The sequence below is a fragment of the Pseudomonas sp. NPDC089758 genome, from assembly GCF_044748705.1.
Taxonomy (GTDB): Bacteria; Pseudomonadota; Gammaproteobacteria; order Pseudomonadales; family Pseudomonadaceae; genus Aquipseudomonas; species Aquipseudomonas putida_X.
Genome location: NZ_JBIVGN010000024.1, coordinates 40,037 through 55,651 on the forward strand (window position 1 = coordinate 40,037; position 15,615 = coordinate 55,651).

General features: G+C 62.5%; 13 protein-coding genes. 7 read left to right on the top strand and 6 right to left on the bottom strand.

From position 1 onward, the window contains the following. Positions 1-624: 624 nt before the first annotated feature. The 3 genes from dsbG to dsbD are packed head-to-tail and all read right to left on the bottom strand — an operon-like array spanning position 625 to position 3,933. Positions 625-1,383: a thiol:disulfide interchange protein DsbG gene (dsbG, locus tag ACIPZH_RS24185; RefSeq protein WP_400638108.1), complete on the bottom strand. Its 759-nt coding sequence runs from the start codon at positions 1,381-1,383 to the stop codon at positions 625-627. A 1-nt stretch (position 1,384) separates the two neighbouring features. Further along, the gene (locus ACIPZH_RS24190; protein ID WP_241804483.1) at positions 1,385-2,221 is read right to left on the bottom strand and encodes a TlpA family protein disulfide reductase; all 837 of its coding nucleotides are present in this window, start codon (positions 2,219-2,221) and stop codon (positions 1,385-1,387) included. After that, entirely contained in the window at positions 2,221-3,933 is a 1,713-nt protein-coding gene (dsbD, locus tag ACIPZH_RS24195) for a protein-disulfide reductase DsbD (RefSeq protein WP_400638110.1), read from the bottom strand. Before dsbD ends, ACIPZH_RS24190 begins: the two co-directional genes overlap by 1 nt. 265 nt (positions 3,934-4,198) lie before the next feature. Between dsbD and ACIPZH_RS24200 the strand changes: the two genes are divergently transcribed. Genes ACIPZH_RS24200 through ACIPZH_RS24220 form a run of 5 tightly spaced genes read left to right on the top strand, consistent with a single transcriptional unit; the run spans position 4,199 to position 10,311 of the window. After that, positions 4,199-7,030, top strand: coding sequence for a xanthine dehydrogenase family protein molybdopterin-binding subunit (locus tag ACIPZH_RS24200; protein WP_400638111.1), 2,832 nt, complete (start codon positions 4,199-4,201; stop codon positions 7,028-7,030). Then, entirely contained in the window at positions 7,023-7,559 is a 537-nt protein-coding gene (locus ACIPZH_RS24205; RefSeq protein ID WP_241804480.1) for a (2Fe-2S)-binding protein, read from the top strand. Before ACIPZH_RS24200 ends, ACIPZH_RS24205 begins: the two co-directional genes overlap by 8 nt. Before the next feature lie 2 nt (positions 7,560-7,561). Beyond that, positions 7,562-8,773, top strand: coding sequence for a cytochrome c (locus ACIPZH_RS24210; RefSeq protein ID WP_400638112.1), 1,212 nt, complete (start codon positions 7,562-7,564; stop codon positions 8,771-8,773). A gap of 3 nt (positions 8,774-8,776) precedes the next feature. Continuing rightward, positions 8,777-9,748 (top strand): XdhC family protein, encoded by a 972-nt coding sequence (locus tag ACIPZH_RS24215; RefSeq protein WP_400638113.1) that lies wholly within the window; start codon positions 8,777-8,779, stop codon positions 9,746-9,748. Continuing rightward, entirely contained in the window at positions 9,745-10,311 is a 567-nt protein-coding gene (locus tag ACIPZH_RS24220) for an NTP transferase domain-containing protein (RefSeq protein WP_400638115.1), read from the top strand. The genes ACIPZH_RS24215 and ACIPZH_RS24220 overlap by 4 nt, the downstream gene beginning before the upstream one ends. Before the next feature lie 14 nt (positions 10,312-10,325). Here ACIPZH_RS24220 and ACIPZH_RS24225 read toward each other — a convergent pair whose 3' ends face one another. The 3 genes from ACIPZH_RS24225 to ACIPZH_RS24235 all read right to left on the bottom strand — a co-directional run bounded on the left by ACIPZH_RS24225 (position 10,326) and on the right by ACIPZH_RS24235 (position 13,019). Then, positions 10,326-10,946 (bottom strand): GAD-like domain-containing protein, encoded by a 621-nt coding sequence (locus ACIPZH_RS24225; protein WP_267817527.1) that lies wholly within the window; start codon positions 10,944-10,946, stop codon positions 10,326-10,328. A 93-nt stretch (positions 10,947-11,039) separates the two neighbouring features. Continuing rightward, the gene (locus ACIPZH_RS24230; RefSeq protein ID WP_400638117.1) at positions 11,040-11,657 is read right to left on the bottom strand and encodes a GAD-like domain-containing protein; all 618 of its coding nucleotides are present in this window, start codon (positions 11,655-11,657) and stop codon (positions 11,040-11,042) included. Positions 11,658-11,675: 18 nt separating this feature from the next. Then, positions 11,676-13,019 carry a DUF6861 domain-containing protein gene (locus ACIPZH_RS24235; RefSeq protein ID WP_400638118.1) on the bottom strand — a complete coding sequence of 448 codons (1,344 nt, stop codon included), beginning with the start codon at positions 13,017-13,019 and terminating at the stop codon, positions 11,676-11,678. Between the two features lie 250 nt (positions 13,020-13,269). Between ACIPZH_RS24235 and ACIPZH_RS24240 the strand changes: the two genes are divergently transcribed. Both ACIPZH_RS24240 and ACIPZH_RS24245 read left to right on the top strand, forming a co-directional pair. Further along, positions 13,270-13,953, top strand: coding sequence for a response regulator transcription factor (locus ACIPZH_RS24240; protein ID WP_016393078.1), 684 nt, complete (start codon positions 13,270-13,272; stop codon positions 13,951-13,953). Next, a complete protein-coding gene (locus ACIPZH_RS24245; RefSeq protein WP_267817492.1) occupies positions 13,950-15,272 on the top strand; it encodes an ATP-binding protein in 1,323 nt (440 codons plus the stop codon). The genes ACIPZH_RS24240 and ACIPZH_RS24245 overlap by 4 nt, the downstream gene beginning before the upstream one ends. The last annotated feature ends 343 nt before the right edge of the window (positions 15,273-15,615 follow it).

Genomic DNA, 15,615 nt, shown 5'->3' on the forward strand with positions numbered 1-15,615 from the left:
TTCTTCATTGTTTTCAATGGGAGTGTTGATGGCCGAATAGCCAATGAGCTGAGTGCATAGCATCAGTACGAGTTTGGTGTTCTTGGCTCGCTGAGTGGGGGCGTTCGGTGTTTGAAGTTTTTGGTGTGGAGGTAATTCAAAGTTTAGTATTTCATAGTTGTAGGTTCTTATTGTTTTCATTTCTTCTCGGGTAGCAATTCAAGTCCTGTGGCTGAAGCCAGCGAGGCTGAAGACCAAGCTTGCGCCAAGAGTTGCTGTTGGGGTGGCAGATGTCAACGGGGTTGAATTGACCTGGGGTGACCTAAAAACAGGCGGTGGTTTATTGAGGCTTCACGCTGTAAGAAAGTTGCTTAGGTGATTTCCTACAGTGCTGGGTGAGGAGGGGCTGGTCTGGCCGCTTCTTTAAGTGTTCCGGTAGTTTTTCCTAAAGAGGCGTAATACTTTTCGCTTTGTTCTGAGAATTGATCGCGATGCGTTTATGTCGTTTTTTTTGAAATGAGTGTTTCGTGATGTTTTCGGTTGGCAACCCATTAGCCGAGTGCACCGTGAGGTGCCTTGCCTTGTGCCCCACTTTTGAAATTGAGCGCCGCGTGTGCGGCGCTCGAAAACACTGGATCGGCGAGGTTAGCGCTTGCCGAGAATTTTCCCCAATGCCTCCGGCCGTGGTGCCCCTTGCTGGCTCTGCAGGTTGCCCTGCTCATCCTGATAGAAGATCGCCGGCGTGGCCTGCAAGCCCATTTCTTCCATCAAGGCCAGGTTCGCTGCCAGTTTCTGCTGCACCGCCTCTGGCACCTTGTCCAGCGCTTTCAGGGTACTGGCCTTGCCTGCTTTCTCATGCTGCTCCAGCGCTTTGGCCGGGTCTTTGGCGGCCAGCAGTGCCGCCGACTTGCCCGGGCTGTCCTCGCGGATGATGCCGACCATGATATGGCGCAGCTGCACCTTGCCTGATTCCACCCATGGCCGCGCCTGCTGCCAGAACATGTTGCAGTACGGGCAGTTCGGGTCGCTGAACAGGTAGATCTTGCGCGGTGCATCGGCTTTACCGTCAGCGATCCAGCTGGTTTTTTCCAGTTTCGCCCAGATGGCCTTGGACATAGGCCCGTACACCAGCTTTTCCAGGGGTTCGGCACTGAGGTCCTGGCCCTGTTCGTCAAACAGGCTGCCGACCAGCACATGCTTGCCATCGGGCGTAAGGTACAGGGCGATGCCGTTGTTCTGGTACTCGGCGGCGTAACCGCGCAGGCCATTGGGTGCATCGAAGCTGCCTTTGATCACGGCACCCTTGGCTTGCAGTTGCTCGATTGCCTTGGGCAGCGTTTCGGCCTGCGCCAGCGGGGCGGCCAGCAGGGCCAGGGACAGGGGCAGCAGTGCAGTCATTCGCATGTCATTTTCCTTGTGCGGCAGGGGCGGGCGCGGCGGCCCGTTCGAAAGGTTCCAGGGCACGGTGCAGGCTGGCCCGGGACAGCTCGCCCAGGTGGCTGCCGATCAGCCGCCCGTTGGCGTCGTAGAACAGGGTGGTGGGCAGGGCCATGGAACCGACTCGCTGGGCCAGAATACCGGTGCCGTCGAACAGCACATGGGTCAGGCTCAGTCCCGTGGTGGCGAGGAAGGTGCTGACGTTTTCCGGCGTCTCGCCTTGGTTGACGAACAGGAACGTCACATGAGGGTACTCACCCTGGGCGTGTTGCAGCACCGGCATTTCCCGGCGGCACGGTGGGCACCAGGTCGCCCAGATGTTGATCACCAGTGGCTTGCCGCGATAGCTGTGCAGCGCGACCGATTGCCCGCTGGCATTGCGCAGGCTCAGCTCTGGCAGCTCGGTGCCCTTGCTGTACAGATGGCTGCCAAGGCTGGCCAGGCCCCAGAACAGCGCGCCACTGAACAGCGCCCAGCCCAGCGGGCGACGCAGCCCGGGGTGGCGCCAGCCTTGCCAGAGGCTGGCGAGCACGACGCCGGTCAGCCCCGACCAGAGCAGGAAACCACCGTCGCGGATGTCGATCACCTGCACCAGGTCATCGCGGTACATCGGCCAGTAGGCCAGCACGAAGCCCAGGCGAGCGCACAGCAGGCCGATCAAGAACAGGTTGAACAGCGCCGACTCCGGGCTTTCGCCGCCACGCCGGGCCACCCACCAGCCGACCACGCTGGCGATGCCCAGGGCGGCGAGCATCAACAGATGATTGAGGGCCATGGTCAGGGGCCCCAGGGTTACCGTCAGCATCAGCCTTGGCTCCTGGTCTGGGCCCAATGTTGCAGGAAGGCGGCCGCATCCACCTCGCCGGTGATGCGCCGCGCGCGGCGTTCTTCGCCTTCCGGGCCGAGCCAGAGGATGCTGGGCGGGCCGGGTACCTGGTAGCGCTGCAGCAGGGCACGGCTGGCGGGGGCATCGGCGGTCACGTCCAGGCGCAGCAGGCGCACGCCGGCCAGGCTGGCTTGCACATCGTCACGGGCAAACACCTTTTTTTCCATGACTTTGCACGATACGCACCAGTCGGCGTAGTAATCGACCATCACCCATTGGCCACGGGCTTTGGCCGCATCGAGCTCGCGTTGCAGGTCCTCCGGGCGGCTGACGGTGACGAACGCATCTTCGCCGTGCTCAGTGGCCGAAGGTGCGGGCCCGCCGGCAAACGGGCGCAACGGCTGCCAGAGGTCATCGCCGCCGGCGGCAGCGCCTATCAGCAGCAGGCCGCCCCACAAGGCGCCCAACAACGGTAAGGCGCGCAAGGCCGGCAGACGCTGCAGGGCCGGCCAGGCCGCCCAGCCCAGCGCAATAAGCCAGGCGCCGCTCAAGGCCAGCAGCAGCGGCGCGGCGAGCAGGCTGCGGACGGTGTACAGGGCCATGGCCAGGAACACGAAGCCGAACACCCCCTTGACCCGCTCCATCCAGGCGCCCGGGCGGGGCAGGTAACGGTTGCCCAAGGTGACCAGCAACAGCAAGGGCACACCCATGCCCAGGCCAAGGCTGAACAGCACCAGCGCGCCTTGCAGCACATCGCCACTCTGCGCGATGTAAAGCAGGGCGCCGGCCAGCGGCGCGGTCATGCACGGCCCGAGCAGCAGGCCCGACAGGGCCCCCAGAAGCGCCGCACCGTAGAGGTTGCCGCCACGGGTGCTTTGCCCGGCACGGTCCAGGCGATCACGCAGGGCGGCTGGCAATTGCAATTCGAAAGCGCCGAACATCGGCAGGGCAAGTATCACGAACAGCGCCGCCAGGCTGCCCAACAGCCAAGGCTGCTGCAACCAGGCTTGCAGGCTGGCGCCAAGCAGCGCTGCAACCACGCCGAGCCCTGCATAGACCAGCGCCATGCTCAGCACGTAGACCCCGGCCAGCACCCAGCCACGGCGTGCGCTGGCGCCGTTGCCCATGACCAGGCCGGCCAGGATCGGCAGCATCGGCAGCGAGCAAGGGGTGAAAGCCAGCAGCAGGCCAAGGCCGAAGAACGCCAGCAGGCTCCAGAGAAGGCTGGTGCTCTGCAGGCCGCTGGCCAGGGCTTGGTCGCTGGCCTGGTCGGTGGCAGGCGCGGCGCTGCCGCCCAGGTCGATGACCGTGGTTTGTGGCGGGTAGCACAGGCCGGCGTCGGCGCAGCCTTGCCAGCCCAGGCGCAACTGGCCTTCGGTGTTGGCGGGGAGCAGCAGTTCGAGTTGCTCGCGGTACACCGCGCTGTCGCCGAAGAATTCATCGTGATGGTTGAGGGCTGGCGGCAGTTGCGGGTGCTGCTCGACGGGCAGGCCATCGAATTTCAGGCGCTTCTGGTAGAGGTAGTAGCCCTGTTTGATCTGGAAATGAAGGCGCATCTGGCCGTCGGCCTGGCGGTCGTGGGTCAGGACGAACGCCTGGTTCACCGGCAGGAAGTCGGGTTTTACCGCGAACGGGTTGGCCTGCAGCGGGCCGGCCACAAGGAATGTGAGGAAGAGCAGGAGGACGCGCATGTCTTCGCCTTGGCAGAGTTGAACGGTGCCATGCTGGCCTGAGCCGATTAACCCAAAGTTAACCTGTGGCCGTGGTTGGGCGCGAGCAGTGCGGACATACCGCGACATACTGTCTGCTTGACTTTGCCAAAACCTATTGGAGTGCTGTAAAGTTGACGTGAAAGTCAGTTTTTGTGGGCGTCCTGCGTAGGCGGTCACATCCTTCCGCGTTTCCAGCACAAGAATCAAAAGATGGGCAGGCAGCGGCCTGCCCAGAGGATCAAGCATGTCCAACCGTGATATTTCCCGGCGCTCCTTCCTGCAAGGTGGCCTGATCGCCGGTGTCGGCGTGAGCATGGCGCCGCTCGGCAGCCAGGCCTTCGCCGCGCTGATGGAGGACCGTGTCACCACGTCGCCGCAGAAGTGGATGAACCACGACGGCAAGGCGCGTTTCCGTAACGACGCGTTGTCCAAGGTCTGTGGCAACAAAGTCTTTGCCCGCGACATCCGCGCCAAGGACATGCCCGGCTGGCCCGAGCAGCAAGGGCATGCCATGTTGCTCAAGACCACCAAGGCCGACCGCATCTACGCCGGTTTCGACCTCGGCCTGCTCGGCGCCGAGCTGCAGCCGGACCGCATCGTCACCGCCGCCGACCTGGAAAAGGACGGTATCGCCTGGCCCCAAGCCCATTCGCCTGACCCGCTGCTGCCACCTGGCAAGGTGCCGATGTTCATTGGCCACCCGGTGGCGATCCTGATCTGGAACGACTTCGAGCGCTTCCGCCAGGCCAAGCGCAAGCTGCAGTTCAACGACAAGGCGATCCGCTACGGCGCCCAGGCCCCGTTGTACCAGCGTGACCCTTACGGCAGCTTCCGTTTCGTGCGCGTCGGCGGCGCCACGCCGTTCGACGAGGACGAGTTCTCCAGCCTGAAGAACAGCATGCTGTTCCCGACCATCCTCAACCGCAAACCGGTGTGGTCCAAGCAGCCCAACCAGCACGGCGACCTCACCGAGCAGGGCCTGTTCTACGCCCAGCGGATCGGTGAGCAACTGGACAACCCGCCGGCAGACTGGCTGGTGTTCGATGAGCGCTACAAGACGCCTTCCATCGAGCCGGCGGCGCTCGAGCCCGACAACGGCAATGGCTGGTACGACGCCGGCACCGGTACGCTGCACTTCGTGGTCGCCACCCAGTGCCCGTTCGAAGTGGCGCAGGACTGCGTGCACATGATCAAGCCCTCGCGCTTCGCCCTCAACCACCTCAACATGCACCCGGGTTACACCGTGGGCTATGGCTCCAAAGACAACAACATCTTCGTCTTCTACGCCGCAGTTGCCGCGCTGTATGGTGCCGGTGTGCCGATCCGCCTGGCCAACGACCGCTATGAGCAGTTCCAGAGCGGCATCAAGCGCCATGCCTTCGACATCCGCTATCAACTGGCCGTGGACAAGAAGGACAACAGCTTCAAGATCTTCCGCGCCGACATGAGCTGTGATGGCGGTGGCCGCATCAACTACAGCCCGTCGGTGGCTGCGGTTGGCGCCACGGCGGCGCAGTCGATCTACTACATGCCGCAGAACGACCTGTCCGTCACGGCCTACCACTCGCGTGGCGTCGAGGCCGGCTCCATGCGCGGCTACGGCACCTTGCAGACCATGGCCGCCACCGAAATGATGGTCGACGAAGTGGCGGGGCGCCTGGGCGTCGATGCCATCGACCTGCGCCGCGCCAACGCGCTCAAATCGGGTATGAAGAACACCCAGGGCGCGGTCCCGGCAGGTGCCCTGCGCCTGCACGAGATCCTCGACAAGGCCGCCGCCCACGACTGGTGGCGCAACCGTGACGCACGCAAGCGCGAGATCGACGCCAAAGACAAGGACCACTGGTACGGCGTCGGTTTCGCCATCTGCCAGAAGGACTTCGGCACCGGTTCCGAAGCGCCGATGGCCAGCGTCGAGTTCACCGCCGATGGCCGCATCAGCCTGCGCCACATCGGTACCGAACTGGGCACCGGCATGTCCACTTCCCAGGCTCTGGTGGTCAGCGACTTCCTCGGCCGTTCGGCCGACGAGGTGAAGACCGCAGTGACCGAGTGGCCTGAACTGCAACTGGCCACCAGCGGTAACCCGTACCTGATCAGCCAGGCCGAGCAGGACGCGGCGCTGCGCAACCCGCGCTGGGTCGGCAAGCTGGCATCGCCGTCGTCGGCGACCAACTCGGCGTTCTATTTCAGCCACGCCACCCGCGAAGCGGCGCGCGTGTTGTTCAACCATGGCCTATGGCCGGCGGCCATGGCCCTGTGGCGTCAAGGCCCGTTCGGTGGGCAGGCCAACCCCTTGGTGGTGCGCCGCGAGAACGCGGTGTGGGTCAACGGTGAACTGACCGGCAATGGCCTGGCGCCGATCCCGTTCGCCGAGCTTGCGAAAAAAGCCCACGAAATGGGCCTGGTCACCGGCGTCAGCGTGCACGGTTTCAACCGTTGGAGCTGGGCAGAGGCCGACTTCGTCATCGACGGCGTGCGCGAGCGTTTCCCGCTCGATGCGGTGGCCGTGAAATACGGCGACGGTGCCCCGAACGCCAAGAAAGCGCAGATGAGCAGCAACGGCTACCACTTGCTCGACCGGCAGAACGCCGCCTACCCGGCCACCCAGTTGAACAACGCCATGGTCACCTACTACAGCCCGGTGGCCACCATCGTCGAAATCAAAGTGAACAAGGGCACCCATGAGGTGCAGGTCCTCAACCATCACAGCTGGGTCGAGTGCGGCCGTGTGCTGGTGCCGGAGCTGGTCAAGGGCCAGCTCGAAGGCGGCATCGCCATGGGCATTGGCCATGCGCTGACCGAAGAGATGCCGTTGCATGAGGGTGGCCCGGGGGAGGGCGACTGGAACTTCAACCGCTATCGCCTGCCGCATGCCAAGGACGTGGCCGTCTGGAAGCAGACCTCCGAGATTCTCCCGCCCTTGTCGCCCACCGACCCGTCCAAGGGCATTGCCGAGGTGGTGATGATCCCGGTGGTCGGTGCCATCGGCAACGCCGTTGCCCATGCCATCGGCAAGCGTGTGCGTGACCTTCCGATTACTCCAGCCCGCATCAAGGAGGCCCTCAATGGCTAACCGTCCGCTTCAACTGACCCTCAACGGTCAACCTGTCGGTCCGGTCGAGGTCCCCGACGACCTGGCGATGATCGACTACCTGCACGAACACCAGAACCTCACCGGCTCGCGCCTGGGCTGCGGCCAGGGTATCTGCCATGCCTGCGTCGTGATCGTCGACAACCCGGATGGCACCAGTGAAGAAGTGCGTACCTGCATCACCGGTGCCCATTACTTCACCGGCAAGAAGGTCCGTACCATCGAAAGCCATGCCAAGCAGGACGAGGCCGGCAACTTCACGCTCAACCCCATCCAGCAGAAGTTCGTCGACCTGTTCGCGTTCCAGTGCAGCTACTGCGCACCGGGCTTCGTCAACGCGGCCACCGTGCTGGTGGAAAATGCCCAGCGTCAGCCGGTGAAGAAGAGCGAGCTGGAGGACCGTATCGAAGAGAGCCTGGGGCACCACATCTGCCGTTGCACTGGCTACGTGCGTTACTACGACGCCACCCGTACGGTCCTCAACGACCTCGGCCTGGTCAAGGAGGGTTGAGCATGGCGTTCGTACGTTCCAGCCTGGCGCTGGCGCTTGGCCTCGCCGTATCGATGGCGGCCCAGGCCGATGACCCGGCACAGATCAAGCGCGGCGAATACCTCGCCCGTGCCGCCGACTGCATGGCCTGCCACACCGCCGAAGGCGGCGCGCCCTATGCTGGCGGCCTGCCGATTCACTCACCGTTCGGCACCATCTATGGCACCAACATCACCCCGGACAAAGCGTACGGCATCGGCAATTACACCGCCGACGAATTCTTTGCGGCCGTCACCGAGGGCAAGCGCAAGGACGGCGCCAACCTGTACCCGGCCATGCCCTACACCTCGTACCACCTGATCTCCCGGGAAGACTCCGATGCGATCCTGGCGTACCTGATGACCGTGCCGCCGATCAACCGCCCGGCACCGCAGACCAAGCTCAGCTTCCCGTTCAACGTGCGCATGGGCCTGTCGGGTTGGAACATGCTGTACGGCAAGAGTGTGCAGCTACAGCCCACCGAAGGTAAAAGCCCGGCATGGCAGCGCGGGCAGTACATGGTCGAAGTCATGGGCCACTGCGGCGAGTGCCATACCCCGCGTAACCCGATTGGTGCGCTGCAGCAGGACCAGCGCCTGACCGGCGGGCTGCTCAATGGCTACCTGGCACCGAGCCTGCTGGCCAAGGACCTTGCCGACCGTGGCTGGACCCAGCCCGACCTCACCACCTTCCTCAAGCACGGTATCAGCGCCCAGGGCAGCATGTTCAACGAGATGTACCCGGTGGTGCACCACAGCACCCAGCACCTCGAGGACGCCGACCTGGCTGCCATGGCCACCTATTTGTTGGGTGAACAGCCGCCGCCTGCCAAGGTCATACAGGAAGTCCCCCTGGACCAGCTCAGCGACAGCGCCAAGCGCGGCCGCCAGCAATACCTCAATGTCTGCGCCGGTTGCCACGGTGTCGACGGCGAAGGCAAGCCGCATATCGCGGTGGCAATGCAGGGCAACACGGTGCTGCGTCAGGGGGATTCACGCAACCTGGTCAAGGCCATCCTCGACGGTATCCGTGAGCAGCAATTCACAGGTTTCGAGCGCATGCAGCCCATGCCGGGCTTTGCCGACAGGCTCAGTGATGAGCAGGTCACGGATATGGTCAATTACCTGCGTCAGGCCTGGGGCGGATTGCCGGGTGATTTGAGCGTACAACAGCTTGCTGAGCTGAAGGCGGAGTAATACGTGCAACATCTTGATCTGCAGGTTGTACACCAGGCGATGCAGTGGTCGGGTAACGGCCAGCGGGTCTGGTTGTGCACGGTGCTGGCCACTTACGGTTCGGCGCCGCGCGCGCCGGGCTCGCTGCTGGCGGTGAACGAGGCAGGGCAGTGGGTGGGCTCGCTGTCGGGCGGCTGCGTCGAGGACGACTTCCTCGAGCGCGTGGCCCTGGGCGAGTTCCCCGAGCCGGTCGCGATCGTGCGCTATGGCGACGGCAGCGACCGGCGTTCGAGCATTCGTCTGCCGTGTGGCGGGGTGCTGGAGGTGCTGGTGGAAAACCTGCCGGCCGATTGCGACGTGCAGGCGCATCTGCGCGCCTTGGCAAGTGCGCTGCAGGGCCAGCGGCGGCTTCTGCGCGAGGTGAGCCTGCCCGAGGGCACGCGCCGGCTCAGCGACGACACGTGCCAGGGCCCAAGGGTCGAACGTGCCGCCAACCGTGTGCGCCTGCGTGTGGGCGCCGCTCAGCGGCTGCTGTTGGCGGGGTATTCCAGCGTTGCGCAGTATTGCGCCGAGTTCGGCAAGGGGCTGGGGTTTGAAGTCATCCTCTGCGAGCCGCGCAGCGAGGTGCTCGAAGGCGTGGTGCTGCACGGCATCGAAGTGCGCCGCGAGTTGCCGTCGGAATTCATCGCCAACGGTGGTTGCCATGCCGACACGGCAGTGGTTGCATTGACCCATGATCCCAAAATCGATGACTTGGCCATGCTTGAAGCAGTACGTACCGAGGCGTTTTACATTGGCGTCATGGGCTCCAAGGCCACCTCCGACAAGCGTCGCGAACGCCTGCAGCGCATCGGTGGCCTGGGCAGTGGCGAGTTGGCGCGCATCCACGCACCGATCGGCCTCAACCTGGGCAGCAAGACCCCCGCTGAGATCGCCCTGGCAGTGCTGGCCGATATCCTGCGCATGCGTAACGGCATCGAGCGGGCGGCGCTGTGAGCATCGTCGCGCTGGTACTGGCGGCGGGCAGCAGCGTGCGTTTCGGTGCCGACAAGCGCCGGGCCACGTTGGCCGATGGGCGCAGCTTGCTGGTGCATAGCGTCGAGCGTGCCTGTTCGGTATTCAGCGATGTTCGCGTGGTACTGCGTGAGGGGGAGCGCGGCGAGGATCTGGGTTTACAGGGCCAATGCCGGGTCATTGCCAGCCCGGATGCCGGGTTGGGGATGGGGCATAGCCTGGCGGCCGGGGCTGCCTCGTTGATCGACAGTGAGGCACAGGCGGTGGCGGTGCTGTTGGGCGATATGCCCTGGATCGCTCAGGCAACGTTGGGCCAGCTTGCCGCGGTTGCCGATTTGTCCAGGATCGTCTTGCCAGAACATGACGGACAACAGGGGCACCCGGTGTTGTTCGGGCGCGATTTCTGGCCGGCGCTTTCACGCCTGACGGGTGATGAGGGCGCGCGCTCGGTGGTGAAGGCGCACCCGGCGAGTTGCATCAGGCTTGCAGTGCAGGATGCCGGAGTGTTGCAGGACGTGGACCGGCCCGAAGCCGTCAACCGCTGAGCACGTCGTTCTGCCTATTCATTTTCTTCTTCCTCTTCGTCGAGGTCATACGGCTGAAGGTCAGCCAGTTGCGCGAGCAGACTCAAATGCACTTCGGCATCCAGTCGCTGAAGGCGCTCCGGCTCCGCAGAGCCTCCCAGCATCAGGGCAGGTACGAAACCGTACATCTCGCCGGCCTCCAGATCGCCCAATGCTTTTCTGGCCTCGTCGAAAAGCCCCAGGCCGATGTTTTCGGTCATGGCCCGCATGAGCAAGCTTTGGATTTTGTTGTCCCGTTCTTCGCTGTTGGCGCTTGGCACACTCAGGAAGTACCGGGAATGGTAGGCCGCAATGGTCAGCAGCGAGCCGGTGTTTTCACCCCACAGGTACAACTCGCCGAAAGCGCTGTGGGCAATGAGGTGGTATGTGTCGTGGGTGGTGCCACCCAGCCAGGCATCGACTACGGATTCGTATTCACGTGGGTTTACCAGCCAGAAAAGGCCACTGCCGTAGCCGCACCAACCGTGTTCTTTCCAGTAGTCGAGGAGTTGGTTGGGGAGTTTGTCTTTGTAATGATCGAGGGCTGAAGGCGGTACGGGTTGTTGGCCTATACGGTCTCCGAAGGCTTCGAGGAAGATGGAGAAAACTACGTTCATTGGTAAATTCCTTTTTAGGGTTTTGTGTGTGAAGTTCTACTGTTTGTTATGTGATAATTGTCAAGCGTTTGGCGGAGGCTGTTTTGTGTGCCATTAGAAATCGGAGAATGGATAGGGTTCAAGGGGTGAAAGCTGAGAGAGTAGTGTCAAGTGCTCCACTGTCTTGACTTTTTGAATATTTTCAAGCCGGAGTGTTCCGCCGAACGCAAGTGCGGGGATAAAACCATAAATTTCGTCAGGTTCAAGTCTGCCTAGTTTGTTTTTTGCTGGCTCGAAAAAATTCCCGAAATCGTTGGATTCACGATCCATTAATAGAAAAAATCCCCGTACCTGTTTGTCCAAGTCATTTGTTGCTGATGCTTGAATTCGGCCGCAGTAATTTGATGTGTACGGTACGATATCTAACGAAAAGCCGGATCTTTCGCCATATAGGTAGAGGTCGCCAAAAGCGCCTCGCGCGATGATGTGATAGCTATCTCGGCCTTGGAGTGGTGTACCTTCTATGAGTGAGGCAACTACACCTTCGTAGTCCTGAGGATTAACTGTCCAAAATATCCCGTCGCCATACCCGCACCAGCCGTGCTCGATCCAGTAGTCCAATAATTTTTCTGGGAATACACTTCGGTAGCGTGCTATGGTTGATGGAGGAACTTCCTGTCTGAATATAGGTTCGCCCATTTCCTCTATGAAGAGCGAGAAGATTTCGTCCATATTCATGATCCTTGTTTGTTAGCACTTATGCAGTTTGATGTTTAGGAAGCTAGAGGCGCCTCCCGCCTTGGACTGTTGCTTGACAGATTGCACGAGTACTCCAATTTTGCTTTTCCACTGAGGGCCTATGCTCGAATTGACTTGCCTGTCGCCAAAATCACTAATGAGGTCTTTGCCGCCGGCGATCAAGTCTGGATTATGCAATGCTGCAAGTGAAGACATTGTTTCTTTGGCCTGTTTTGTTGACAGTTTTTTTGCTTCGATAGGATTCATCTGCTCAGCCAAATCTTGATAAGCCCTCTTTCTCAGATCATCATACAATTTCTTTCTTGCTTTTCTGGCTATGTTTGGGTCCCGCTTTGCAGGGTTAGCAATATTTTCCAAGAATTCCTCAACTGTGAGGCGATTTAGCCCATCCTGCTGTCCCTTCAGTTGCCGTTCAAACTCAATGTGCTTAGAGGCTGGCAATTTATCCGCCTTGAAGCAAGCCACAGTATGCAACGGCATGCTTTTGGGCTTGCCCTGGGAAGACTCCTTGTCCTTCCCCGCAGGGCGATTCGCCTGCGCAGGCTGCGGATGATCCAGCGCCCCCTTACGCCGCTCCGGCACCTGCAAATCCGGCCGGTTCTTCAGCCCTTCTTCATGCTTTAGCATCCATTGCCCAAGCCGCGCCCCCTTGCTGCTGGCCGCCATCTCCTGCGCCAGCACCCGGGCATCGCCCCGACCGCGTGTGAGGTACGAAACCATTGCCCCCAATAGCAGAACCACCACTTCCACATGGCCCAAGGCAATGTGATGGGCCGCCCTGGAAATTGCATGCGGATCATCCCGCCCGAAAGGGTTAAGGCTTTCGTCCCGTGTGCCCTCCCAGGCGATGCGGATACCATCGATGTAGTACTCGCCGATCCGGGGCAAACCATCGATAAAGAACTCGGCAATGGAGGCAAGTCCCAGTGCGCCCAGGATCCAGCCACTGACCTTGAGGCCCACTGTCGCGCCAGTGCCGGCCAAGGGGATGGCCCCTGCACCGGCGCCGAATGCCCCGATCCCGGCGCCAATCGCGCCGCCGGTTAACGTGCTGCCGACAACGATCATCGCCATCTGCCTGACGACGATCAGCAGTTCGTCAATGATGACGGCGATGTTCAGGTCGGCGAAGCGCTGGCGCAGCATGTGCGCGGCCTGCCATTCGGCCTGGTTGAAGGCAGACTGCACCGCCCTGAGTCGGCGTAGGTTGAGTGACAGTGAAGCCACTGGCTGGTTATGGTGGGTGCGGAAATGGGCGCCTCCCTGATAGCCCACTTTATCGATGACCCGTGACTCGATCTCGTGCCATGACGGCACCAGGTGGCTCAGAAACATGTGTGTCTCCCTGACAGCGCTGTGCAGGGGAAATCACATCATGGTTTGGAAGTAATCATTTCCGTGGTTCTTGTAGGAAAAGTCTTTATCGTCTTCGAATGGAGATGATCATGGTGCAAAAAGACCGATGGCCCTGCCTGAGCTCACCGGCCTTGAACGGCACGCCCACCATGGCGCGAAAAAGGCCCATAATCCCCCGTTAATCCCTTCATAGTGCAATGCCAGCCACACCACTGCGGGAGCCCCCACCATGCACGTTCTGCTCTGCGAGGACGACGACCTGATCGCCAGCGGCATCTGCGCCGGCCTCACTGCCCAAGGCTTGACCGTCGACCGCGTAGCCAACGCCGCTGCCGCCCGGGCCATGCTCCAGGCGGCGCAGTTCGATGTGATGATCCTTGACCTCGGCCTGCCCGACGAAGACGGCCTCAAACTGTTGCGCCGCCTGCGTCAGCAGGGCATCGACCTGCCGGTGCTGGTGCTCACCGCCCGCGATGCGGTCACTGATCGAGTCGACGGCCTGCAGGCCGGTGCCGACGACTACCTGCTCAAGCCCTTCGACCTGCGCGAGCTGGCCGCGCGCCTGCACACCTTGCTGCGGCGGGTCGCGGGGCGGGCGGTCAACGTGATCGAGCATGGCCCGCTGCGCTACGACCCCAGCAGCTGCGAAGCGACCCTGGCCGGTCAGCCGGTCGACCTGTCGCGGCGTGAGCAGGCCTTGCTCCAGGCCCTGCTGCAGAACCCTGGCCGGGTGCTGTCCAGCGAGCAGCTCAAGGACTGCGTGTACGGCTTCAGTGACGAGGTCGAAAGCAACGCCCTCAACGTGCATATCCATCACCTGCGCCGCAAGCTTGGCAACAGCATCGTCGAGACCGTGCGCGGCCTGGGTTACCGCCTTGGCCCGGCGCAGGCGCCAGAGGAAGCTGCATCATGAGCCTGCGGGTACGCCTGAGCCTGATTCTGGGCAGTGCGTTCATCATCATCTGGGTGCTCGCGGCAGCCTGGATGCTGCGCGACCTGCGCCAGCAGATGATGTTCTCCCTCGACCAGCGCCTGGTGGCGTCAGCGCGCATGGTCGCGGGGCTGATCGATCAATTGCCCAAGCCTCTGAGCGCCAAGGGCGAAGAGGCGCATTTTTCCGCCGACCAGTTCACCGTGCCCGACGGCATGGCCTGCCAGGTCAGCTCGCTGCGCGGCGAGATTCTTGCCAGCAACCACAAGCATGATGGGGGCATGGACGATGAACAGAGCGGCTTCCGCGACCAGACCATCGACGGCGCGCTGTGGCGTACCTTCACCTACAACCATGGCGATGTGCGCATCACCACTGCCGACCGCCACATGGAGCGCGAGGCGCTCAACCAGTCCATCCTGCTGGCCGCCTCGGCGCCGGTGCTGATGGCCTTGCTCGGCAGCCTGGGGCTTGTGTGGATCGGCCTGGGCAAAGGCCTGGAGCCGCTCAATCGCATGCGTGACGCCTTGCGCAGGCGGCGAGCCGACAGCGTTGAGCCGTTGCAGGTGGCGGGCTTGCCCAGTGAGTTGCAACCCTTGCTCGACACCCAGAACCAGCTGTTTCTGCGCATCGCCCAGACCCTGGAGCGCGAACGCCGGCTCACCGACGACGCCGCGCATGAACTGCGCAGCCCGCTGACGGCGATCAAGACCCACCTGCAGGTGGCCCGCATGACCGATGGCGCAGTGCGCGAGCAGGCGCTGGCGCATGCAGAACAGGGCACCGACCGCATGCACCGGACCCTGGAACAACTGCTGCTGCTGGCGCGGGTCGAAGGCAGCCTGTCGTTCGAAGATGGCGTGCAGTGCAGCGCCGAACAGGTCGCCCGGCAGGCGGTGCAGGATGCCGGTGGGGGTGATAACCGGCGCATCGTTGTGCGCCTGCCGGAGGAGGCCACGCGCATCTACCTCGGTATGCCGGCACCGCTGGCGGTGGCGGCGCTGCGCAACTTGCTGGACAACGCCTTGCGCCATGGCGGTGACTCGGAAGTGGAACTGGAGGTGCAGATGGCCGATGGGCAGATTGGCTTCATGGTGCGCGACCATGGGCCTGGTATTGCCGCTGATGACCTGCAGCACTTGACCGAGCGTTTCTGGCGCAACGGCCAGAGCGGTGGCTGCGGGCTGGGGTTGGCGATCGTCCAGGCGATCGTGCAGCGCTGTGCCGGCAGCTTGCGCTTCGACAGCCAGAGCGATGGCTTGCGGGTGGTGCTGCAAGTGCCGGCGCGCTCGGGCGCTTGATCTGCGCCGGCTGTACCGGCCCTATCGCCGGCAAGCCGGCTCCCACTGGGCTGCGGCAGTTGCAGCAGTTGCAGCACTTGCCGCAGTTGCAGCACTTGCCGCAGTTGCAGCACTTGCTGCAGTTTTTGGGGCCAGCGCAGTACCTTGTGGGCCGGCTTGCCGGCGATGGGCTGCGCAGCAGCCCTGATCACGCTAACGGTCTGGCATTTGGCGCGCAGTCCAGAGCAGCGCTACGGTCGCCGTGGGCGCCCGCTTGCCGGCGACTGGGCAGCACAGGCCACAAAAAATCCCACAACAAGCGCTAAATCCTCCCCCCAGCCAAGCGTTTTCCAAGCGACAACTA